Source organism: Fibrobacter sp. UWT2 (genome assembly GCF_900142545.1).
GTDB lineage: Bacteria > Fibrobacterota > Fibrobacteria > Fibrobacterales > Fibrobacteraceae > Fibrobacter.
The window spans coordinates 1-23,853 of sequence record NZ_FRBF01000031.1; the positions used below are offsets into that span (position 1 = coordinate 1).

Sequence of the window (23,853 nt, forward strand, 5' to 3'; positions counted from 1 at the left end):
TGGCAGATTGATGTGCGTGCCCTTGCACGCCGCTAGTATTGTAGGGCTACGCCCGTATATGAAGAACCGCCGGCTTCGCCGGCGGGTCACTTTTTTTTAAAGATCTTTCTGCATTTCGTAGAAGACGTAGAGCCAGGTCTTGAGGCGGGTCCAGCTTCTGTCTCCCTTGTACCGGATGTAGTCTCCGAAGGAATAGAATAGGATGTCTTTCACGAGGCCTGGGGTTGCCCTAATTCCTTCGACGCTGTAGAATTCATCGGACAGTTTCAAATCTGTATCGCGGATGGTGACGCCGTCTACGGCGATGGTCAGGTGCTTCTTGTGAATCACCAGCGAATAGTGGTGACGCTTGCCGTCAAGAATGTTCGCCTTGCCGTATTCCACGGAATCGGTAGAGGCGGTGTCGATGCCGTTGTAGATTCGGGTGCAAATCGCGGTAGAATCTTTTTCGCAACGGCGAATTTCAAAGCCGAGACTGTCGCAGTCGCCCAGCAAAACGGTGCTGTCGGCAAGGCTGTCGAGTTCGATCCAGAAACTGATGGCGAAGCTGGAATCATCGAACATTTCGATCCAACGCCAAAGAGTGTCCTTTTCTACTTCAGGCCAGTAAGCCCTGAGTCGCGAGAACGTTGTTGTGTTGTATTCGCCGCTGGCAAGAGTTAGCGTTGTAGCGGAATCGATTCTGGGAACGACAATCCAGTGGATTGCCGAGTCGTTTGCCGATGCAGAATGCTTCTGAGAAACGACGACATTGCCTCGCTCGTCGAGGAAGAAGTTGCGGTAGTCGCTGTAGAAATCAGCATCGGCAATCTTGACGGGAACAATCAGCGAATCCAGGAAACGGCCGCCGATCGTATCGTACATGTCCGATTCCGGAAGCGTAAAGTCGATGTCGAAAAGCTTCTTGTCTGCGACGAATTTCTCGCTGGCGTACAAGGTGTCGCCGGCGCTGAGTTGCCAATCGACGCCTAAAGTGCGGAAGTCGTTGCCGAATTGAATTTCAATTTGCTTCACGGAGTCTTCGTTATCGAAAAGCGGAATATTTTCGACAATGGCGTAGCCACGCTTGATGTCTTCTGCGGATATCTTCTTGCAAGCAAGCGTACCCGTGATGCACAGGGAAGCGTTTTCGGGCAAAACTTCTTGCAAATCCTCGCCGAGATACGTCTTGACGAGCTCCGTATAAGATGTCGAAATCTTCAGGGTGGCAGGTTCCTGCACGCGGACGTAGACGGTGTCGATGTCGTTCCACTTCAAAATGTCGGCACCATAAAGAGTGTCTTTTTCGCCGTTCATTCCGGTGACGGTCGCCACGACGCTATAGGCGCCCGTGGCGTCATCGAATACGGCGTATTCTCCGTAGTCGACGGTGACGGAATCCATCAGTTCGGTTTTTCCGTCAACGATTCTTGTCAGCGCAAATTGAACGGAGCCTGACGTTTTGGCGGATTTTCCCGATATGTCCGTGGCGTCGCCAAGTTCCTCTTCGATGGCGAATGCCAGGGTGCGGCCCGATTCGGTTTCGGTGAGCACGCCGGCGTGATCCGATTCGTGGGAATCGTTAGGAGGACTGCATGCTACAACCTGAGACAGCATTGCCGCAGCGACAAGGGACAAATAAGATTTGATTTGTTCTTTTTTCATTTTACATCCCTATTGTTAGCTGCTAATCCAAATTTGGGAACAGGTGGATATTCATTTGGTACACGCCGTCGGCTTTTTCCTTGTCCTCGCCGATGATGCGCCTGGCCTTTGCCTTGAATTCCTGTAGCTCCGCTTCCAGCTTCTTGTAGGCGTCGCTTGAAATGCTGAAGGTAAGGGTGCTCATGACGGTGGGTTTCTTGGGGGGAGTCATGAGGGCCTGCTTCGAAAGCTCAAAGCACTGTAACTGGTACTGTTTAATCAGTTCGGCATTGTTGTAGGGGCCGCTGCTGATGCTTTCTTTGGTGGGCTTCCAGAACCCGCTTTCGTTTTTGCGGGCAAGTCCCAGTCTTTCGAGCAGGGCGAGCGAATCTTTCAGTTTGCCAAGTGGAACCTTGGGGAATATCCGCTTTTGCACCGGAGTCATGTCGTCGTCTACGTCCATGGCGTCCAAAATGGCGAAGAGAGCGCTGTTGTACCAGTGGCTATAATATTCGTAGGCGTCTTCGTTGAGAATGTGCTGCGGATTGGGGTGCAGCTTCAAGACTTCTTGCATGGCTGCGTTGCGTGCGGCGTCGCTTTTGGCCTGGTCCAGTTCCACCAGGGTTTCGAAATATTTGGCTTCTTTCTTGTCGAGTTCCAGGATTTCGATAAACTTGGCCACCATGCGGGGGCTGACTTTTTTTCCTCTGAGAACGTCGGCGAAATAGCTGCGGCTTTTTTCGAGGCCCAGCAGGTTACAAATCTCGGTACGCGTAAAATGGGGTTCCGCTTTGGCGCGGGCCACTTGGTATTCTTCCAAAAATTTGCGGAAGTGCGTAAATTGGTATATGTCTAAAAATCGATTCACGTTTTTAAATATATATAATTTTTGAGAACATTGTCAATAAAAATTTAACTGGCTCGCAGACTGTTAAAAAACTCACAAAATGGCGAAAAAATGGGAAAAACGGGAATTTTTGAACCAAATAGATGAAAAATTGATGCAAGAAAGGCCTTTTTACACGATGCAAACACGTTTTTACCTGTAGAGAACATGCTTTTTCTTTCAAAAGGGATTATTTTTAAGGGAAAGGAATTTGGGTCATGAAAAAGGTTATCGTTCTCTATATGGCGGCTGCGGTAGGTGCTCTGGTAACACAGACTTTTGCTCGACCCGCTGCGCCCAATTTTCAGACAGTTTCGAATAAAGACGGCAGCTCCGTCACGATTCGCCATTATGGCGATGAACATTTCCATTATGCGGCAACATCCGATGGCTACCTTGTCATGCGGGACACGGCCGGTAATTATGTTTATGTGGGCGAAGACGGGTCCCCGTCTGGCGTGCTTGCCAAAAATGAGGACGAACGCACTGACTCCGAAAAATCATTCTTGAAAGGGCTGGATCAGGAGGCGGCTTTAAGGAACCATGAAAAATTGCATGGAGGCCGATTTCCAGAAGACAGTACGCTGACCGAAAGTTCCCAGGTGCAAAAGGGAACTGCTTCTAACGTCGCTGTAATGGCGTACAATCAAGAAGGCGTTTCGGTAGCGCTCAATCGTCCGTCTCCGCAAAAGTGGACGGTGGGGGAACGCTGGTTCCCGGTGCTTTTAATCGGAACGCCCAATAAGGCTTATTCAGATTCTGCCGCCTACTATGATTTCTTGAACAAACCCGGCTATAACAAGGACAACCATATCGGCAGCTTGCGCGATTACTTCTTGTTTGTCTCGGACAGTTTGTTTAACCCGCATTTCGATGTGTATCCCGTTAACATCAGTTCAAATTTGAATGATTTTGGCTATGGCGATGACTTTAACGAAGGCAAGCTTGTCGCCATGGGAATTGATGAGCTGGTGAAACGCGAAGATTTCTTGAAGAATGCAAAGAAATATTGCTACAGCAATAGCAATATCGACGGATTCATTTTCTTGTTCCCGGGCATGGAAGAAGAAGCGACTGTAATCAGCAAGGATTTTTGGAGCCATCAGTTCGCGATGAGCGTGAACGGGTCTGCGCGTTGGTTCCCGTCTCCGTACAAGGCGGGCGGCTACTCTTTTGAAAAGTATGTTTTCAATGCCCAGATGGCAGACGAATCCAACAACAAGAAAATCAATAAGTTGGGGATTCTGGCGCACGAAATGAGCCATGTTCTGGGGCTAAAAGATCATTATTCCAGGGACGCCAATGACAAACAGATCGATGGTCCGGGCATTTATGACTTAATGTCACTTGGCATGTACAACGGCACGACGGTTAGCGAAGGCAATATTCCTCTGGGATATTCCGCATTTGAAAAGGAAACGGTAGGTTGGCTTACGCTAGAAGACTTGCAGCCGGATTCCATTTATTCACTCAAAAAATTGAGCAAGATGCAGGCTTATTCTGTCACGAATCCGAATCATAAAGACGAATACTACGTGATTGAATATCGTCCGGCAGAAAAGTTCGATGCATACCTGCCTAGATATCGCGGCGCGCGTCAAAACGGTGTTTATGTGTGGTATATCGATTATGACAAGAGCGCTTTTGAAGACTATAACAATGCCAATGGCGATGTAAGTCACCAGCGAGTCGCAATTAAGGCTATCCTTGCCGCAAAAGAATACTATGTAGACTTTACTTATGTGAACAAGAGTGGAACTACTTCGGTGCCGGGTGTTTACAACTTTGTTCTTGACGGAACGGACCGAGCCTGTTTCACGACCTCGAAGAGTATGGCACTTTCGGCATGTCCTGAAGAATCCAGCTCTTCTGTTGCGAGCTCTAGCAGTGAAGCTGAAAGTTCCAGCAGCGAGGCTTATTCCAATAAAGAAAAGTCGAGTTCTAGCGAGGCGGTTGTTGAATCGTCTTCTAGCGAAAACAACGACCTCCCGAATTTGAGTTCCTCTGAAGCAATGCACATTGCTGATGCGGGCGTTGCCGTGCCACAGGTGCGGTATACGCTGGAAGGTCGCCTGCTCCATGTGCTGGCCGATGTGCCGGGCCTTAAGAGCGTACGCCTGTTCGATATGCAAGGTCACTTGCTCTATTCGGAAAAATTCTCCGGTAGTGCAGCGACGCTTGATCTCGGTAACATAAGCCGTGGCGCATACGTGGTTCGCCTGACGGCAGGAAATAAGACGCTTGCTGTAAAGCGCTTGCAGTAAAGCGGTAGAACAGGTGCTGTAAAAAAGCCCGTTCGGACATTTCCGAATGGGCTTAAGTTTTAGGCTTGAATAGAACTTTATTTTGCGATTTTGAGCCGCAACGTCTTTCCGGCAGCAGTTTTTGCGATGAGTAAACCGCCGTGTCTTACGAGGGCTTTTGTGCTTGAGCTGAGTTCTTGCATTCCTGTTGCGCGTACCATGCCCAAGTAGCTGCCGTTCATGTCGAAAATACGGTAGTTCTCCGTTTTGGTAAGCGTCTCAAATTTTGCGATGGCACTTGGTGTGCAAGGTTCTTCAAGACAAAGTGATTGGTTTTCGAACATGAAGTAGTCTGTGTCCATCCAGGAACCTGTTACTGTAAAGCGTAGAATGTGTTCGCCCGCCGTAAGCGTCACATTTGCCTTGACCATGTTGTAGTCGTCGTAGTTGTTCTCTCCCGTGTTCTTGGGCACGGAAATCACGTTGGTGATGTTTTTGCCGTCTAGGGACATTTGGAAACTGGAGGTCTCGTTTGCGGAAGCGACTGCGGCCGAGAAGTTGTAGTCTCCCGCTTCTTTCACGTTTACGCTATATTCGAGCCATTCGCCTTCTTGATTGTAACCTACGATTACGCCTGTAGCCTTCTTGTAAAGGTCGACTCCGGTATCATTGCGGTAATCGGAATCGCCATGATTTTCGGAATCGTTTTCTTTGTAGGAATCGTTGCCGGAACCTACACCCGGAATATCAAAATCTTCTGCTTCGATTTTTCCGGGAATTGAAAAAGCCTTGCCTTTGAAGGGCTGCTGCGGCACCGGTTCTACGGGCGCGCGGTTGACGGCCTTGAGCATCTGTTCGGCGTAGCGCTTGCCGAAGGTTACGTAGGCGTCGTGATTAAAGTGGTAACGGTCGACTCCGTTTCCGCCTAGGCCTTCGGACGATGCGTAGTAGGTGTTGTCCATCGTGTTCGGGAGCTTTGATACGCGATCGGAATAGCAGCAGCCTTCGCGCAGAAGTTCACCTGCCACAAACGGAACTGTATCGGAACTCATGTTCAGTGCCGAAAGAAAATCGTCGCGAGTCTTCTTTACGATTTTTGGCCAGTCGGAATAGCCGCCGTCGGTTTCGCCCTGGTGGAAGATGAATCCTTTGATGACGCCTACTTCTTGGGCCTTTTTGGCGATGTCTACGATGGTCTTGTAGACGTTGCCGTCACTTGCGTATTCCTTGGCGTAATTTTGCAACCAAGATTCAGCCGAGGCGAGGTAGCTTGCGTATTGATCTTTGTCGAAAGCCTTGATGCTTGCGCCGCCAATGGCAACCGGAATAATGCCGATGGTGACATCGGGCATGCTGTCGGCCATGGTGCGGCCGAACCAGTCTGCAATCGAAATGGTGTTGCCGCAGTTGAACAGCGAGGGAACAGCGGGGTAGACTTCGCCTATGGTGTTGCGGCCCTTGCCGCTGCACTTTTGCGTTGCGAAAATCTTGAAACGCGGGTGCTCAGCCTTGTCGGCGCTTTGTGCGTCGGCGGTGCCGCCCATATTGGACTGCCCGTAAGCGATGTAAATATGAAAATTGGGGTCCGGTGCCGCATAGAGCGTCCCGAACGTGGAAAAGCCGAGGGCAAAAACCGCCCCGGCAATAACTTTAGGAAGTTTGCCAAACATACCAATCCTTTATTGTTAACAACCCTGATTACAATTTATACTCATGCAGTGAGTGAAAATCGGCTGTATAGGCAGTGTTTATGGATTTTTTGTCAAAAAGGAAGCCTTTGGTGAGAATCGCGGGGGAGACCCTATATATTATATTTAGGGCAAGGTTGTTTAAATAGGTGCCTCTGGAGTTAGAGGCGCTAAAGGGTTGTTATGAAAAGACGCATCCTCAGGACTGCGGCAATGGCCGCTTCCGTGTCTTTGGTTTCGATGTCGTGGGGCGCTACGCTTCCGACTGCGACCGAAATTTTCAATAAAATGGGCTTCGGCATCAACATCGGTAACACGATGGAAGTGCCGGGCAATCCGACCGGTTGGGGCAACAAGTTCCCGACAGAGGCCTACATCGATTCGGTGAAGGCTGCCGGATTCAGCACGATTCGCATTCCTTGCGCCTGGGATAGCCACGCCAAAGACGGAGTCATTAACGAAAGTTGGATGGATTCCGTGCAGACGGTGGTGGACATGTGCATGCGCGCCGGGCTGGTGACGGTTCTCAACATTCATTGGGATGGCGGCTGGCTCGAAGGGAACCTTAAGGACGAAAAGAAAGACGAAGTGAACGCCAAGCAGAAGGCGTACTGGACCCAGATTGCCACGCGCTTCATGAACTATAATGAAAACCTGCTCTTTGCTAGCGCAAATGAACCCGCCACTACCGACGACAATTACAAACACGAAACCGAAATCTTGGCAACATACCACCAGACTTTCGTGGACGCCGTGCGTGCCACGGGTGGTAACAACGCAAGCCGTACGCTTGTGATTCAAGGGCCTTCTACAAGTATTGACCGCTCGGTTGAAGTCTATACGGTGGATAAGCTCCCGAAAGACGTGATTGAAAATCGATTGATGTTTGAAGTCCACTACTACGACCCGTATACTTACACGCTGATGAACGAACCCGCCAACTGGGGCGCTATTGTTGAACCGCAGTATTATTGGGGTACGGGCGACAATCTTGCTACGGGTGACGATATCGTCCATAATTGCGGCTACAACGCTTGGGGTGGCGGCATGGGAGATCCTTGCACCAAGAGCCAGATGGATGCATCGCTTGGCAAGATGAAGAAAAATTACGTGGACAAGGGTGTGCCCGTGATTATCGGCGAATTCGGCGCAAACGACCGCGTAGGCGTGCTTACGGGCAGCAACTACGACAAACATCGCAAAGGTCGCCTTGAATATTACCAGGCGTTCATGAGCTCCTGCAAGGCGAATCAGGTGGTGCCGATTGCTTGGGATACGGGTCACGAAGGTGAAAACAACATGACCATTATCCGCAGGCAGAGTGAGCCCGATGGCTCCATTTTTGACAAGGATGTGCTAGACATTATGCGGAAGGCGTATGGTCTTGGTGACTATGTGAATACGGGCATCACGCATGTTGAAAACTTCGTGGAAGGCGGTGCCGGAACGATTGCCGTGCGGAATGGCGGCGTTACGAGTTCTATTGGTGGAATCGGTCTCCGCCGCGAAGGGGTAATGCTTTATGCTAGTGGAGCCATCAAGCTGTTCGATATGAATGGCAACGTGCTCCGCAGAGGAACTTCCGAGCTTTCGTTGCAGGGCTTGCACCAAGGCGTCTATATCGCCAAAAGCGGTAATCGTCAGTTGAAAGTGAATCTGCGCTAAGGCTCTTTGTTACAACGAAAACTCCCCGGCGTTCGTCGGGGAGTTTTTTTCGAATCAATAAGGAATAATAATTTGGAATAAGCTCTGGTTGGCTACTAGAGTCCAGTGTAGCTGAACGATTTATGGCCAAGCTTTTGGCCACAACTGCTGACAAATACAGCGGTCAACTTACCGACGCGAATGCCTGCAAGATTTCCACCTTTTTCGCCAAATTCACGGACGAGATTGCCCTGCAAGTCGAATAAGCGAACTTTCGTGCCCTCGGGTGCACCTTGTACATGCAAGAAGCCGTTTGATACGAACATGTTCATAGACGGAGCGAGGCGTGCCATCTTCAGGGAGGTCTTCGAAGTGTCCTGTTTGGAAGTATCCTGCACGGTCGTGTCCTGCTTGGAAGTGTCCGGCTTGGAAGTATCCGGCTTGGCTTCTTCGTACGGGAGCGAAGGCGTTTCCCAGTCAATCCAGTCGCCATAGTTGTCAATCTTGAAACCCTTGCCGTTCGTGGGTTTGACGTGGATATCGGTATTGGCGTTTTTGCCGCGCAGGAACTTGTCGACAAATGCTGTCACGGTGTTGTTCTGGCTACTGGCTGCCTGGCAATGCTCGTGGCCGCCGGTAAAGTCAAAGCCGATGCGGTCCTCGATGCCCATGGACTTCCACACTTCGCTTGCAACCATCATGGACTTGTAGCCCGATTCGTCGCCGAGCCATTCGTAACCGGGGTTTCCGAGCGCAACCACCGCACGCGGGGCAATCATGGCGATGAGTTCGTGGTGATCGTGCGGGAGCTTGTACGGGTCTTGGCTCTTGAGGCTCTGCATGAACCAGCTGTAGTTTGTGTTGTCGATTTTTTCGATGTTCGTGCCGCGGCTTGCGAAGTCTGCGGAAGTGCGCCACGAGTTGATGCCGCCGCCACCCGATTCCTGGGCAATGGTGAGCGTCACGCGTTCATCGAAGGCGCCTGCGAAAAGCGCCATCTTGCCCGCATAGGAACATCCTGTGACTGCAATTTTGCTCATGTCCAGGTGGTACTGGTCGGCAATTTGCGCAAGGCCGTCAATCAGGCGGCTTACGCCCCAAGACCATGCGGAATAGTCACCGTTCTGGTTCTTGTTGCCGTAGAACTTGTAGAAGCCCACGTTCGTGTCCTTCTGACCGTTCATGGAGTATTTCGCCACCTGGTCGTGACTGAAAGGCACCTGCACAAAGCCGCTGAACAGGCTCGAGGAAAGCGACCCCGTACCGCTATTCATGCCGATGATAATCGGGTGCGGGCCGTTGCCAGACGGAATGTTGAATTTCGACGTGATCGTCATCGTCTTGCCGCCTTCCTTGACGGTGACCGTAAGGGTGCCGCCGCTGTAGGTGGCGCTCACGTCGGAAGGAATCGGCTTGTCGCCGATTTCGTACTTTTCGATATCGGCCTTGATTTCGTTACGGCGTTTGCTCCAGTCGCCATACTTGGTGACCTTGGAGCCGTCGTGGAATTCGAATGGGTTGGGGAGTTTTCTATTGCTCTTAAGTTCGCCCGCCTTGGCGCCAAGATCCTTGCCGCGGTTTTCGGTGTCGAAATTGAGCGGTATTTCTGCAAATACCATGGAACATAAACCAAAAAGAAGCGCCGAGTAGAGGCCCTTTTTCATGTTTCACTCCTTTCGCCAAACAGAAACCCAAACCCATTGTGTTAAACAACCTTAGTTATAATGGGTGATTTAAATATATGTTAGAACAGCAGCGGTCTTAGCGTTCAAATTTTTTTACTGTGGACAAATATGTCCACACCTTACAGGCGTAGTCCAGAGACAACCTTTTATTGAAAGTTGGGGTGTTTTTCCCGTAAAATGAAGATATATTTCAAAAAAGGAGACCCTTATGGGGCAAAAAGTAGGCTGTTATGGGTTTGAAATTTGGTTTTTGCAAGAATTTTGCGGTTTCGGCGCTTTGCCTAACGGTGTTTGGTGTTATTGGGGCGGGTGCCGAGCCGCTGGCTTTTCCGGAAGCGCTCGGTTTCGGTGCGCAAGTCACAGGTGGTCGCGGCGGAACCGTGTATCACGTGACGAACCTGAACGATGATGGTGCGGGTTCTTTCCGCGATGCTGTTAGTCAGGGGAATCGTATCGTTGTCTTTGATGTGGGTGGGATTATCAACATCAAGACGGCGGTCTCTATCAAGAGTAACATCACGATTGCGGGGCAGACGGCTCCGGGCGAGGGCATTGCCATTCATGGCGGTAAACTCAGCACGGGCAAGCAGAGCAATATCATCATTCGTTACCTGCGCATTCGTCCCGGCGAAAATACCGCGTCTGAAAAGGACGATGCGCTGAACCTTTACGATGCAAAAAATGTGATTGTGGACCACTGCTCGGTGGAACTTGCTCCGTGGAACAACTTCGGCGGTTCCTCGGATAACGCAAGCTATCGCGTAACGGGTGTAACGGTGCAGAACTCGCTGATTGCAAACCCGATCGGACAGCAGTTCGGGGCGCATATCGAATCGGTGGACGGCACGTGGGCCTGGTACTACAATGCTTTCGTGAATACGCACAACCGCAATCCGCTTGACAAGATTAACGACGTTTTCGTGAATAACATCCTCTACAATTTTGAAGCGGGTTACACGACGCATACCAGCACGCATTTCAATCACGATATCGTGAACAATTACTTCGTCTATGGCCCCACGGGTAAGAACGAATGGTTTCAGGTGGATAAGAACCAGAGCATTTACGCGAGCGGTAACATGATTGACAAGAACAAGGATGGCGTGCTGAACGGAACCGCAACAAGCATTTATTACTATCAGGGTGCAGGCGAAGAACTTTCGAAACCCTGGAGCGAACTTACGACGAGTGGACCGATGCTCACTGCCGCAAGCGCCTGGCGTTATGTGAATTCGCAGAGCGGTGTGCTCCCTTACGACGATATTGATTCCCTGATATGGTACCAGGTGGGGACACTCGGGAAAGAAGGAGCCTTGGTGAAAAGCGTTGGTGCCATGGGGATCAAGACCAATAACGGCTGGGGCGAGGTGATAGCGGGTAAGGCTGCCACGGACAGCGACAAGGATGGTATTCCCGATTACTTCGAAGAAGCGATGGGTTACGATAAATCGAAAGATGATGCGATGACCAAGGAAAGCGATGGCTATGTACGCATTGAAAAATACATCAACTGGCTCGGCGCTTCTCATACACGCATTGCAGACGAATCTTCCCGCGATTTTGACTTGTGCACGATTACCCGCGGATTCCAGGAGGTGAACCCCTCTTATAGCGTGTCCGCGGCGGAAAACGGCTCGGTTGAATTGCTGAATGACGGCTATACAGCCCGATTTGCGCCCAAAGCAAAGGGGCTTGCTTCGTTTAAGTACACCGTCAAGGGTAACGACGGTACCGAATATACGGGCCGCGTCGAGGTGCTAGTTGAAAAAGTTGCAGATGCGGATACGACGATCAGTGTCGTCGACTCGACGGCTGCAGATAGTGCTGCAACGGATTCTTCGAAAACCGCAATCGTGAATCGCAGAGTGGAACTTCCGAACGGTTTGCAAATTCCTGTCCGTAATGGTTTCCGCGACCTCAAGGGTCGTCGCTACAACAAGCAAGTCCCGTACAGAGTGCTGTTCTAGATTTAAACTCGCAAGAACCAAACAAAGGCGCCCCGGCGAATGCCGGGGTGCTTTGATGTTGATGATGAGGAGTCAAACTTATTTTTCGTAGTAAATCATTCCGTTGGGGAGCGTGATTTCGGTCATGCTGCTCACATCTACCTGTGCCACACTGCCTACGTCGCCGCCGTAAATGATCATGCTGCCGGAACCGCTGGGCTTGAATGCCGCGTTGCTTGTGCCGTATGCTGTTCCTGCTGTGTAGCTGGAGGCGCTACATTTAGGGTATTCCTCGGTGCGGCTCCCGAATCCAAGCAATACGCCTCCGGTAATGCTGAATCCGCTGTCAGTGTCGATTAAGCCGCCCGCCATGTTTGTGGAGCAGGAACCGGAACTGTTGCTGCCCATGCCGCCGCGAGAGGAATTTCCGCCCATGTTGCCGCCGCTGGTGCCAATTTCAAGGAGCAATACGCCTCCGCTCATGGTTGCTGTGCCGTTGGCGTCAAGAACGTCGATGTCGTTTCCTGCTGCATAAAGATAGTGGTAGCCGCCGCTGATAACGATGTATCCCTTGGAACTGCTTGCCATGCCGCCGGAACCGCCTCTGCCGCCCCATTGTGAGCCGCTTGAGGTGCCTGCGTCTGCAGAACCGCCTGCCGCATTCCATGCGTCATCGCTTGCGACCGTTGCAGTCATGCCGCCTTCAGCTCTAATGTAGAACGCTTCGATTCCTTCGACAGCCTTGGTAATATTGATTGCACCGTCGGAGATGCGTAGGGTGGAGTCGGCGTGAATGCCGTCGTCACCTGCCGAAATCGTGGTAAGTCCGCCGTTAATATAGATGTTCAAGTTGGAATGTAATCCGTCGTCTGTAGAGGTTACGTTGGTGATGCCTCCGTTCACGTAGATACGGTTGTCGGTTGCGATTCCCTTTCCTTTGCTGTTGATAGTAATGAGCGGTATCGAGGTAGAATCGGCGATAAAGATGTAGTTGAATGCCTGAGTGCCGTCATCGCCTGCGTTGATATCGAATTCGCCGCCGGTAATCACCACAATTCCCTTGTTGTCGGTAATGGTGTTTTCGTCTTCGCCTTCATCGCTCTTGATGCCGTCGCCGTTTGTGGCGGTAAGTTTGAAATACCCGCCTTCGATGGTGACGGAACCCTTGCCCTTGATAGCGTGATTCTTTGCCTTGACGGTGATTCCCGGCAGGTCGCGAATACGCAAGTCGTTGCCACATTGAATGCCGTTGTTGTAGTTGCCCGTTACGGTTAAGTCGCCGCTTCCTTTAATAGTCAGGTCGTCTTTAGCGTAAACGGCGGCGTTCGTGGTGTCGCTTGTGCCGCTTGCCTTGGCGTAAGACTGGGTGCGGGTCGAGGCGTCTTCAAGAGTGTTTTTCGTGCCGTCGACAAGCATCAAAAACACCTTTTCGGCGTTTTGAACGTAAAGGGGCGCGTCTGTGGCGCTGGCAAGTTCCAAATCGTTCAAGTAAAGGTATACTTTGTCTGTGCTGCTCGCATTGACGACGACTTGATTGTCGCTAGATTTCCCGGTAAGCTGGTAATTGCCGGCACAGTAAATGGTAACGGCTTTTTCTTTTTGTGATATGCAGTCGTTATTGTTTTCGATGGTTACGGTGCCGTTGTCAAATTTAATAACAGGATCGCCAGAAATTTCAGTGACGTCAACAGGTTCAGACGCCTCTTGCTCAGGGACACTTGGAATGCTTGCGGGCGCACCTTGTTCAGATGCCGTGACGGTTTCGACAACGGAATCTGTTGAAATGGAGTCCTTCTCTACGACGTTTGTGGTGTCGGTGCCAGTAGTACTGCTGGTGTCGCCGCAGGCCGAAAATACAAGGGCGATGCCGCAAATAAAGTGTGTGAAGTTCAGCGTTTTCATGATCCACCTCCGTTTTCTTGTAAAGATATTTTTTGAAAACTTGCGAAATGCTGTAAAAGAAGCTGTAATCAAATTGTAATCATGCTTGATTTGGAACGATAATTCCCGAACGGGGTGATTCGTTCCGACTAGGTGGGCGTTGTCTGTGGACTACGCAATATTTCGTACTCTCGTGCGATGTAATTCGCGCGGAAATAGTTTTAAAGGCGAAAATGCAGATTTTCTGCGAGGAGTGAATGGGATGTGGTGTTATGGTTTTTTGAAAAAAGCCTTATTGGGGGCTTTTGGAATCGTTACTGTCGGCTTGTCATTTGCGGCCGATATTACAAAATCTCCGTCAGATAGAGATGAAGAACCTGGGAGTTTTGTGGAAGTCGGAAAAAAGGTGATCCGATTTTTGACGCCGTGGACAAATACTTCCGCCATTCTTTTTGTAAATGGAGATTCAGTCTCGGTAATGCGAAAAGTGGACAATTACTGCGGATGGTTTGAATCTACAGTGAAATATGCTGGCGGGGAATTGTCTGTCGCGTTCAAACAGACTGTTGGCAATAAGTTTTATGGCATGGAAGGCGTTGCCGGAAAAGAAGTCGATGCCGCAAACGAAATCTCGCTTGACAGCATTGCGGCAATTGCAGATACGCTCTGGATTCGTGGATACCAAGGAGATGCTCCAGAGCTTTATACGCAGTACCCTGGGGTGCTTGGCGATTGTCCGACGAAAAAATTGCCTGTAATGATGTTTGACTGGTATGATGGCAGTCGCGATAACCATAAAAAATATAACCCTCTTACAAGAGATGCTTCTCTGTGCGGTAATCGTTGTACGTCTACTTATGGCGGCGAAGGAATTAGTGCTGATTTTGGTGGCGATAACGTAAATATGTGCTGGCCGAATTCTCCGGTATCCAGTAAAAAATATTATGAAGAAGACCGTAGCCTTACCGATTACAATGCGAGTCTTGATCAAGTTATCGAAAACATGGTTGAAAGGAATCTTGGCAAGAACGGGGTTCCTGTGCGTAATGAACTTTTCGATTGGGATGGTAAGTGCAGAAGTGCTGTGAATTTGAATAAATGGTTCTTGCCAGAAACTCTAGCCGTGAAAGATGGAAAGTATTACACCAACGCCACATGTCGTACTTTGGACCTTGTTCTTGATGATGATGGCATTTGGCGCGGTCAGATGGATCGCTCTGTTGATTCTTCTACGGGGCTTGCGCGGGGCGGAATGTTCCTGATAGATGATTTTCAATTTCTGGATAGCGCAAAGACGATTCCCAATCCATACTACGATTCCATTCCGAGTGGCTTTGCGGGCATTGATGGTAGCGGCAAGTCCAGTAAAAATGCCTACCATAATTATGGAATGTCTATGAAGGTTCAGGCCAAATTTCAGTACATTCCTGGACAATACTTTGAATTTTTAGGCGATGACGATGTATGGGTCTATATCAACAACAAATTGGTTGTGGATATTGGTGGCGTTCATGATCGAAGGCGCCGTTCGGTAGATTTGGATACTTTGGGACTTATTCCTGAAAGTACCTATACCTTCCATATTTTTTATACGGAACGTTATAAGGTGGAAGGTAATTTCAAGATGCGCACCTCAATGGATTTGAAGGTGGATGCTAATCTTTTGGTGGAACTTGATAGACGTGAAAATTTGAAGGAGTATTATATTTCGCAGATAAATAAAAAAGAGGCTCTTTCGTGTGATTTTTCTGCAGAAGTGCAGGTGGATACGACTGGCGGCCATTCAACATTTAGACTTGTTGGAGGGTCACTTGTAGAACCGGAAATTTTAGATGTTGGCGATTGGTATGAGGGAATCCATATTACGAGTGATTCTACATTCGCTATTGATTCTGCTGCAATTGTTGATCATTATGCTTTGGCTCCGGGACATTATTTTATTGAAATTTCGCTTAAATCCGACCCGTCCCAAGTAAAGACGGTTGAAATAATTGTTCCTTCGTATTCAATACCTAGTATTGCGTATACTGATTCCAATGCCAAAATTCTCGGTACGGAAGTTTCGGGGGATACGCTCCAAATTGGCAAGTGGGCTTACGAAATGTATCCGGTACACATCTCTTTTTTGGAAGATTGGGCGCAAGTCAATAATTACAATAAAAAGGTAAGCCTAATCGTTTCAAACCCGTTAATCGATATACTAGATGCAAATGGGAACAGAATCTCCAAGGTGACTCTTGATTCTCTGGGGCGGGCAGTGTTCTATGTGCGTGCAAATGGGAATGTTGAAAATGCCGTGCTTACGGCGCAAGGGGCTGCTGCGACGGCGTCTTACTGGAAAAATCTTCGCTTTGAATTGCCTCCGATTCCTCGGGTGACAATGGCTAGATTTTTTGACAGAAATGGCGATGGAAGAGGCGATAGTCTGTATGTGAAATTCGATAAGCCTTTTGACTCGCAAAACCTTTTAGATTCCTTGCAGTTTAAATTTGGCGAAAATTTTCCTGTATTCTATAAAAATGATTTCCTTGTAAACGGTGACGAACTTGTCTTGGTTTCAAACGGAGCATGCTTACCAGGAAACTCATGTGGCTTTGGTAGCCGACAGTTTACGGGTGATGCGGCTGAAATATACATGGGCTCCTTGATGACTTGGTACACCTATATCGATAATGATGGTAAACGTTACCATTTCCAGATTACCGATGACCCTATTGCAGATGATATTGGCCCTGTTATTATTTCGGCGGAGTACAAGAAAAATGGCGATGGTGTTCGGCAACTAATCCTGACATTTAGCGAGGCGATTTTAGATAGTACAAGAGCCTATTATGCCGATATGTTTGAATTCGTGTGTAGAAGAAACGGCACGGAAAGTGTCCCCGAGAAACCGGTCCAATCGTTTGGCTCCGGCAATACAATGATGATATTCTATAGCTCTTCTACGACGTTAGATGCCGTTATTCCGACAGATGGAGATTTGGTGCGCTTTGTGCCCGGAGTGAATGGGCTTGGGGTGCGTGATTTGTCGAATAATGTAGCGCATGTGCATAATCCATGGGTTGTAATTACAGGGGATCAGGAACTTTCGAATCAAAGTCCGGGTGTTGTAACAGTATCTTCGGAAAATCCCATTGTAGTAAATCCTGCAACGACTCAGGTATTCCTGATTCCAAATAATTCCCAAACGGCACAAGAGATAGGCGATTCGCTTGGAGTGCAAGGACACCTGATTGACTTCGATATCTATAAAGTCATTCAAGAAGAAACGAAAAAAGAAATCGCTGCTTTGGATGCCTATATCAATGAAGCTCTTGGAGAGGTCAAGGACGATACGGTCTATAATATTTCCATGATTTCCGAAGAAGAAGCCTTGAGGCAACTTTTTGATGATATTGGAAATGGAATCGTTGGCGAGGCTTATGGAATAAGCGAAGAGGTCGTTGTCGCTGTTCAGTCCGGAGTTTTGACACCCGAGAATTACAAGAATGATGGCTCCTTGACGCAAGACGATAAAATGGCGATTGAAAATCTGATGCAAAAGAACATAGACGAGAGCCGTGATACCAGTATTGTTGTTGTTCCGGCGTCTAATGCCTCTATGAGTGATTTGTTTGCCGCAATTATTGATGGCCGTATATCGAAAGATCAACTTAGGGAAGCTGGCGTTAGCGAGATTGTGATTGATGCGATTAAAGAAGGTGTGATTACGGCGGATAATCTCCCGGCCTACAGAAGTGCTGAATTGACGCTCATGAATGAGGATCAGGTGAAACTTTCCTACAACGTTAAGTATTATAGCCACTTAGGGGAGTATGTCGCTGGAAAGTCGGGGTCTATTTCTTGCGCCGATTCGGAAATTTATGGCGAAGGCGGTTGCAAAAATAATAAAGACAGAATTTTCTTGGCGTGGAATATGCGTAGCGATAAAGGGCGGCTGGTGGGAACAGGCGTGTATATTGCAAGGCTTTGGCTCAAGCTTTATGTGGCTGGTAAACAGAAAATGAACTCGACCCGTGATAAGCTATGGGGTGTTCGGCGTTAAAACTTCCTTAAAAAACCAAACAAAGCACCTCGACGTATGTCGGGGTGCTTTGTTTCTCAGGAGTTAGGGATAAATATTAATAATTGTCTAGAATACGGCTGTAATTTTCAATTCGTTCCTGAAGCCAATTTTTTAGAGATTGTATTTCGGTGTCATATCGACGAACTGGAGGCCATCTTTGCGCGTCGTTTTCAAGGGCTTGCGCGGATTGAGAAATGTAACTATCGAGTTTTGAAAATACGATGTCGAGGATGCTTGCCTTAAGGGATTCCCAGCGAGTCTTGTACGTGTTAAGGAAGGTTTCGTTTGCAAATAGGTTGACGAAAAATCCGGGAATAGCATTGCCGTCGTAATCGTTGAATCTCATGTTGGTGCCTGCGCACATGTTCCAGTCGTTTTTTTCTGTTGCGATGCAATTGTAAGGGCTTTTTGAAGGATTTTTGCTGCCCAAAATCCAGGTTTGGCTTGTAAAGTATTCCTTGGTGTCTTCGTCCCAGCTGTAACCGAATCCTCCGTCAAAATCCCAAACGGGGCCCATGTGGTATTTACCTGAATTGTCTTTGTAGAGGTACATGCTTCTTGGTGCTTCAAGTTCAACGTTACGCGTAATTTCTTGCAATAATATAAAGTCTATAAAGCTTTCGACATCCAATAAATTCTGGACACTGTCGTAATCGTTGTTCGCTATGGCTTGTTCAAGTTTTGCGAAGTCAATGGCGATATTTTCGATTTCTTCTGTGGTTACGTTCTTTGGGTATTTTACGGCAACGGGCATTCCGTAGATTTTGCTGTAGAAATTGTTGGTTGCGTTTGGTGACAGCTCCGGGCCGTCATCTTGATCAAGACTCAGAAGGATTCCTTCTGTTCCAATGTTGACACGGGCTTTCGCCTGTTCAATTTGTTCGGTGAGTTGATAAACGCCCTTATAGTCTCCGTTGATCTCAACTTCTACAAAACGGTTTGCGTTTACAAAGGCGAAATTTCCCATGTAGCGGGCCATATCGAACGCGATTGCGTTCATGAATTTACTTTGATCGCGGTAATTGGCAAGCAGAACCCAGTCTTTATTGGCGTCTAGCCCTAAGACACTGGTTTTGGCGTCAAATTTAATTCGATAGGGCTTTTTGTCGTACCAAAGTCGGGTCGAATTTCCGCGTAGGCGAATTTTTGCGCTTGCCGCGGAAAGGTCCTCATATAATTCGTTTCCTGCGATTTCAATGGTGCAGGGCGAATAGATGACACTGTCCATGCTGCTTGTATCCGCCATTGTGATGCGTAAGTAGGGAATACCGTTGTTTGGCAAAGGAATTGCCTCAACAATCGTTGAAGATGATGATTGCGCGGGAGGCTCGTTGAACGAAGAATAAGGCGTGATTTCCGAAGACGAAGAAATTTCTTCGAGAAATGACGAATATGCGATAATTTGTTCAATGAATGACGAAGACGAGACTGTCTGCCCAATAAATGACGACGATGGTGGCGGTGTAGCGTTGAATGAGAATGATGATGTGGGTGGCGCTATTTCGCTTGATGAATAGCTTTGTGAAGAAAGAGGTATATCGGTTGAAATTTCTGGTGTTGTCTCGTTTGCGCCAGTTGTTGTGGAAACGGATTCTCCGCAAGCCGAAAGAAATGCCAAAAAGAGAAGACCGCTTCTTCTCGTGAATTGATGAATGCGTCTCATGGTTTCGCTCCTCGGAAAGAATATAGCCGAAACCTTGAAAAATAAGGGATTTCCTCAAGTAAAATCGTTGTCTTTGGACAACATTAAGTTTTTATGTCAAGAGCGGCTTTGGAGATAGACGGATATATTTATATCAGCATAAAAGTTGGAGTGTGTTATGCGAAAAATAAATTCGTTTGTGCAAGCGGTGCTAGTGAGTTCCGCTTTATTTTCGGCATATCTTTATGCCGCGCCGGAAAATCCAATGCCTATAACAGTTGATAACGATGGGGATACGATTGTTATCAGAAAAATGGGCGATGAACATTATCGGTTTACGCAAACTCTGGATGGCTATATGGTTATTCGGAATGCAAATGGCGTTTACTATTACGCAGATGAACAGGGTGAAATTTCCACTGTAAAAGCTCGTGATATTTCTCGCCGTAGCGTAGAGGAAAAAGCCTTTTTGAAATCCTTGAACAAAAAGAAGGTGATGCGTGCGCATCAAAAGAAAAATCCTGATCGGCATCCGAGGCTTTCTCAAAGCGCGAAGCGTCCGGCTTGGGTCCCGACAGTGAATACGAATAGGCCACCTGTATTGCCAATGCCTCAGGCAAGTGTCCATGTAAAAGGAACCAATAAGTTCCCTGTCATCATGATTTCTGCACCTGGTAGCAAGAACAGAACCGATTCAACAAGCATGTTCAAGATCCTCAACCAAGAAAATTATAGTGAAGGAGGTTATACTGGTTCTGTGCATGACTATTTCGTCGATCAATCGTTTGGTATCTTTAACCCCACTTTTGATCTTTTCTATGTGACAGTAGACAAATCATTGAATTCCTATGAAAAACAGGAAGCCACTCTCATTAAAGAAGCAATTTCAAAGTTGTCTTCGAAATACCCGAATTTTGATGGCTCAAAATACGATTCTGATAGTGATGGCGTGATTGACGCGACAGCGTTCCTGTTTGCCGGAGCCAATGAAAACTTGGGAGGCTTTCAGTATGAATTGGATTGGAACGGTGTTTCTGCTTCGGCCGGAGGGAGGCGGTTTAACAATTACTTTATTATAAGTGACGAGGACAATTTCTCGGTATTCATCCATGAATTCAGCCATACAATGGGACTGAGAGACCATTATTGCGTCTTTGGTGATGACTGCTATGCGGATTTTTCAAATAGTAGCAGCCCTGCTCCGGGAACGCATTTCTGGGACGTCATGGCGACAGGCATGTACGCGAATAATGGACTCACTCCACCTGGGTATAGCGGATTCGAACGCAATTTTATGGGCTGGATGGACTATAAAAATTTGAGTTCTTCTAGCGAAATTACAACGATTTCGCCACTGAATACGACGAATGTCGCCTATAAGGTGCCCGTTCGTGGAGATAATGATGAATGGTGGGTGCTGGAAAACAGGCAAAAAACGAAATGGGATGCCCATCTTCCGAATAGCGGAATGTTGATTTGGCATATTGACTATGATTCGAAGGCGTGGGACGACGATGCTGTAAACGACACTCCGGATCATCAGGGGGTTGATGTCGTTGAAGCCGGAAATGTGAAGGTGAATAGCTACCTGAGTGGTTTTGAGGCTCGCTATTTTATGGACGACCCGTTTCCGGGATCCCAAAATGTGACTTCGTTTGGCCCGTTTACGAGTTGGGCGGGGGTAAGTCAAGGTATACAACTTTACAGCATTACCGAAAAGAACGGAAATGTATGCTTTGCGACCCAAAGTGGAGTCTCGGTAAATGATTGCAGTGCTGCTGTGGCTAGTTCTTCGTCCGAAAAGTTGGCTAGTAGCAGCTCTCAAATTGAATCTTCAAGTAGCATTTATCAGGAAACATCTTCTTCTAGTATGGTTATGGACAATATTTATACGGTTTCAATTCAGGTGGAGCTCCCCATCAGTGAAAATTATGAACCGACGAAGGTCAATTTGAACGAGGTGTTTGAAAAGCTTGGAGTATCGGACAATGCTTCTGAGCTGTATACTTCGAATAAATTGATTTATAATGCGGTCATGCCCTCCAATTCCATCGACAATACGCCTTCCACAGCGAATGCGCCTGGGCATTGGTTCAATGAAAACGGAGAAGCGTCTGCGTATGATGACGGATATGTCTATTCCGAACTGGATTTTGCCGCTAAAAGTGCAAATGTGGGCCATTATCCGAACAAGGTTTCCGTTGGGGATACGTACGAAATTGGCCAGGCTTTAACCTATAACGGAAATACGGTCATCTTCAAATTGTTGGTGAATTTGACAGATTCTGGTACAACCGAGCTCGTAAAATCCCGTATGGCAGGTAATGTTCGGGTTGCCGTTGCCGGAAATACGATTCAGGTGTATTCTTCGGATAAGAACTTGAAAAAAGCCACCATTTTTGATTTGCAGGGGAATGTTGTCTCAAATAAGCTGTTTAGAAATCGTGTTGATTTTGATTTGACCGAAAATCACAAGGGCGTGTTTATCATCCGCGTGATGGATGGTCATCGTGTAGTGCTTTCAAGACGGTTGAAAATTTAAAGCCGTATTGTGCGTATGTGAGGGCGTTGTCTATGGACAACGCCAGTATAAAAAACTTGTGCTCCCTAGTTTAAAAGGGAGTATTTTTATATCAGCATAAAAGTTGGAGTGTGTTATGCAAAAAAGTTGTTTGGGATTGATTCCGGGCGTCGTTTTGTCGACTGCCCTAGGTGTTCACGTAAATGCGGCGTCGGGCGATGCCTACACATGGCCCGGCTACCGTTCCGACCTGGATTACGATACAAAATCGAATCTGGGCGAAATTCAGCCGCCAACCCAGTTCAATAACGATTGCTCGGGCGTTACCGGTAAAAAGGCCGGTAAATGGTGGGCTTTCTACTGGGGCAAAGATCGTGACAGTCGCATTACCGACGTGACGATTGATTCTATCCTCAAGAAGTACGATACTGATTTCGAGTACCTGTATAATGAGATGGGATGGGCTCCCGATGCCCAGGCGCAAGAAGGTAAGTACAGTGCCGTTTATTACTACGGTTCGGGTACGTGCGCCGGTGGCGATAAAACCGATACGACGGGCGGTTGGCAAACGTGGGTGGCGGGTTACACGGCCGTGGCCGCCTCATTCTACCCGCTCTACAGTTTTAACACGAGCTGCCCTTATCACGATCGCGTGGCGCAGATGGATGCCATGATTCATGAAGGTATTCACTCAATGACGAACGGCTACCCTGGAGCAAAGGATGCGCACTGGTTCCAGGAAGCGGGCAATACTTGGATTCAGCAGGATATGTTCAGCCACCGCGAAGGCGTGTACAGTGGCATGGGATTCCTGAATGCGGCGACGGTTATTGCCCCTTTCATGCCGATTGAAACTTATTCGGGCTGGCTGATTGACGGTACTTTCGGTGGCCCTGGTGGCGGTGCCGATGGCGGTGGCGTTACCGGGCAGAACCAGCGCTATCTTTTGGGCGGTTCACAGTACAGCAACATCTTCCCGACGTTTATCGGAACGTGGATTGGTACGGGTGCTGTCCGCTGGATTTACGGAAATGCTTATGGTAAGACCAAGTATTTGCTCGAAACCTATGGCCTTGACAAGGGCCTTGGCGATGCGGGCGTGCGCAGGCTCATTACCGAGTTCCGCGCAAGGCTTGCGATGCTCGATATGAAAAAATGGTCCAGCGAAATCAAGAACCTGCTGAACCAGAATTTCGGAAGCCAGACATACTGGGAACAGGACATGTGGGACAATAACAAGTATAGCTATACCTGGACCATGACTCCTTACCAGACAGTGACGGAAAGCAACGGCTACTTGATTCCGGACCAGGAAACGACTCCGGGGTGGTCGGGCTCGAATGTGGTGCCCTTGAAGGTGAAAAGTGGTGCGACCGAAGTGACGGTCAGTTTCTATCCGAATGGTGCAAATTCCAATAATACGAACATGAACTTCTTGCTTTGCTACCGCGCAACCGATGGTACGCCTGTGTACAGCGAACCCATCACGGGTGAAGGCTCCGCAACGTTGCGTCTCGATAAAACTCCTTCTTCTACGAATGGCTCGCAGATGGTTTTTGCTGTCATCGTGAATACCGATTACCAGTACACCGGCAATACGGGCATTCGTAAGCTGCATTACGATTACAAGCTGAAACTTGAAACGGGTGTGAGTGGCGCGGGTGCTGCAAATGTCAAGTACTATAACGATTTCAAGCTAGATTACAACTGGCCCGAAATCGGCGAAACCCCGGTTGCGTCCAGTAGTTCTGTGGCATCGAGCAGCTCTGTCGCTCCCGCAAGCTCCAGCAGCGTGGTGGCTTCCAGCAGCTCCGAAAAGATTGTCTTGGACGGAGCCACGACATATTCCATCTCGGTGACGCTTCCGATTGACGACAATTATGCGACGGTCGCGGCAAAATTTGATGTAAATGAAATCGCGCAAAAGCTTGGGCTTACTGCGGCGACTCTTTCCCAGGCGACCTTCTTTGCCCAGGAAAGCGACGGCAACATGGTGACCAACAGCACCGCCACCGCTCCGGGACACTG

At 48.4% G+C, this 23,853-nt stretch carries 12 protein-coding genes; 6 read left to right on the forward strand and 6 right to left on the reverse strand.

What is annotated here, in order from left to right; all coding sequences use genetic code 11:
* Nucleotides 1-96: 96 nt before the first annotated feature.
* On the reverse strand, nucleotides 97-1,644 hold the full coding sequence (locus BUA40_RS13525) for a hypothetical protein (RefSeq protein ID WP_072801381.1): 1,548 nt from the start codon (nucleotides 1,642-1,644) through the stop codon (nucleotides 97-99).
* A gap of 22 nt (nucleotides 1,645-1,666) precedes the next feature.
* On the reverse strand, nucleotides 1,667-2,491 hold the full coding sequence (locus BUA40_RS13530) for a TIGR02147 family protein (protein WP_072801382.1): 825 nt from the start codon (nucleotides 2,489-2,491) through the stop codon (nucleotides 1,667-1,669).
* Nucleotides 2,492-2,727: 236 nt separating this feature from the next.
* On the opposite strand from BUA40_RS13530, the gene BUA40_RS13535 reads away from it, so the two are divergent.
* On the forward strand, nucleotides 2,728-4,773 hold the full coding sequence (locus tag BUA40_RS13535) for a T9SS type A sorting domain-containing protein (protein ID WP_072801383.1): 2,046 nt from the start codon (nucleotides 2,728-2,730) through the stop codon (nucleotides 4,771-4,773).
* Nucleotides 4,774-4,850: 77 nt separating this feature from the next.
* Here BUA40_RS13535 and BUA40_RS13540 read toward each other — a convergent pair whose 3' ends face one another.
* Complete coding sequence (locus tag BUA40_RS13540) at nucleotides 4,851-6,422, reverse strand: sialate O-acetylesterase (RefSeq protein WP_072801384.1); 1,572 nt, start codon at nucleotides 6,420-6,422, stop codon at nucleotides 4,851-4,853.
* 201 nt (nucleotides 6,423-6,623) lie between these two features.
* Here BUA40_RS13540 and BUA40_RS13545 point away from each other — a divergent pair, with 201 nt between their 5' ends.
* Nucleotides 6,624-8,105, forward strand: coding sequence for a glycoside hydrolase family 5 protein (locus tag BUA40_RS13545; RefSeq protein WP_083585427.1), 1,482 nt, complete (start codon nucleotides 6,624-6,626; stop codon nucleotides 8,103-8,105).
* 95 nt (nucleotides 8,106-8,200) lie between these two features.
* On the opposite strand, the gene BUA40_RS13550 is transcribed toward BUA40_RS13545, so the two are convergent.
* Entirely contained in the window at nucleotides 8,201-9,748 is a 1,548-nt protein-coding gene (locus BUA40_RS13550; protein WP_072801385.1) for a glucuronyl esterase domain-containing protein, read from the reverse strand.
* 251 nt (nucleotides 9,749-9,999) lie between these two features.
* Here BUA40_RS13550 and BUA40_RS13555 point away from each other — a divergent pair, with 251 nt between their 5' ends.
* A complete protein-coding gene (locus tag BUA40_RS13555) occupies nucleotides 10,000-11,736 on the forward strand; it encodes a hypothetical protein (RefSeq protein WP_072801386.1) in 1,737 nt (578 codons plus the stop codon).
* Nucleotides 11,737-11,814: 78 nt separating this feature from the next.
* On the opposite strand, the gene BUA40_RS13560 is transcribed toward BUA40_RS13555, so the two are convergent.
* Nucleotides 11,815-13,617, reverse strand: coding sequence for a carbohydrate-binding domain-containing protein (locus BUA40_RS13560; protein ID WP_072801387.1), 1,803 nt, complete (start codon nucleotides 13,615-13,617; stop codon nucleotides 11,815-11,817).
* Between the two features lie 172 nt (nucleotides 13,618-13,789).
* Between BUA40_RS13560 and BUA40_RS13565 the strand changes: the two genes are divergently transcribed.
* Entirely contained in the window at nucleotides 13,790-17,641 is a 3,852-nt protein-coding gene (locus tag BUA40_RS13565) for a fibro-slime domain-containing protein (RefSeq protein WP_178299662.1), read from the forward strand.
* Between the two features lie 76 nt (nucleotides 17,642-17,717).
* On the opposite strand, the gene BUA40_RS13570 is transcribed toward BUA40_RS13565, so the two are convergent.
* Nucleotides 17,718-19,325 carry a CotH kinase family protein gene (locus tag BUA40_RS13570; RefSeq protein ID WP_083585428.1) on the reverse strand — a complete coding sequence of 536 codons (1,608 nt, stop codon included), beginning with the start codon at nucleotides 19,323-19,325 and terminating at the stop codon, nucleotides 17,718-17,720.
* Between the two features lie 244 nt (nucleotides 19,326-19,569).
* Here BUA40_RS13570 and BUA40_RS13575 point away from each other — a divergent pair, with 244 nt between their 5' ends.
* Together BUA40_RS13575 and BUA40_RS13580 are read left to right on the forward strand one after the other, a co-directional pair.
* A complete protein-coding gene (locus tag BUA40_RS13575) occupies nucleotides 19,570-21,846 on the forward strand; it encodes a M6 family metalloprotease domain-containing protein (RefSeq protein WP_178299664.1) in 2,277 nt (758 codons plus the stop codon).
* Nucleotides 21,847-21,961: 115 nt separating this feature from the next.
* Nucleotides 21,962-23,853: hypothetical protein (locus BUA40_RS13580; protein WP_072801391.1), on the forward strand; the 1,892-nt coding region annotated here is incomplete at its 3' end.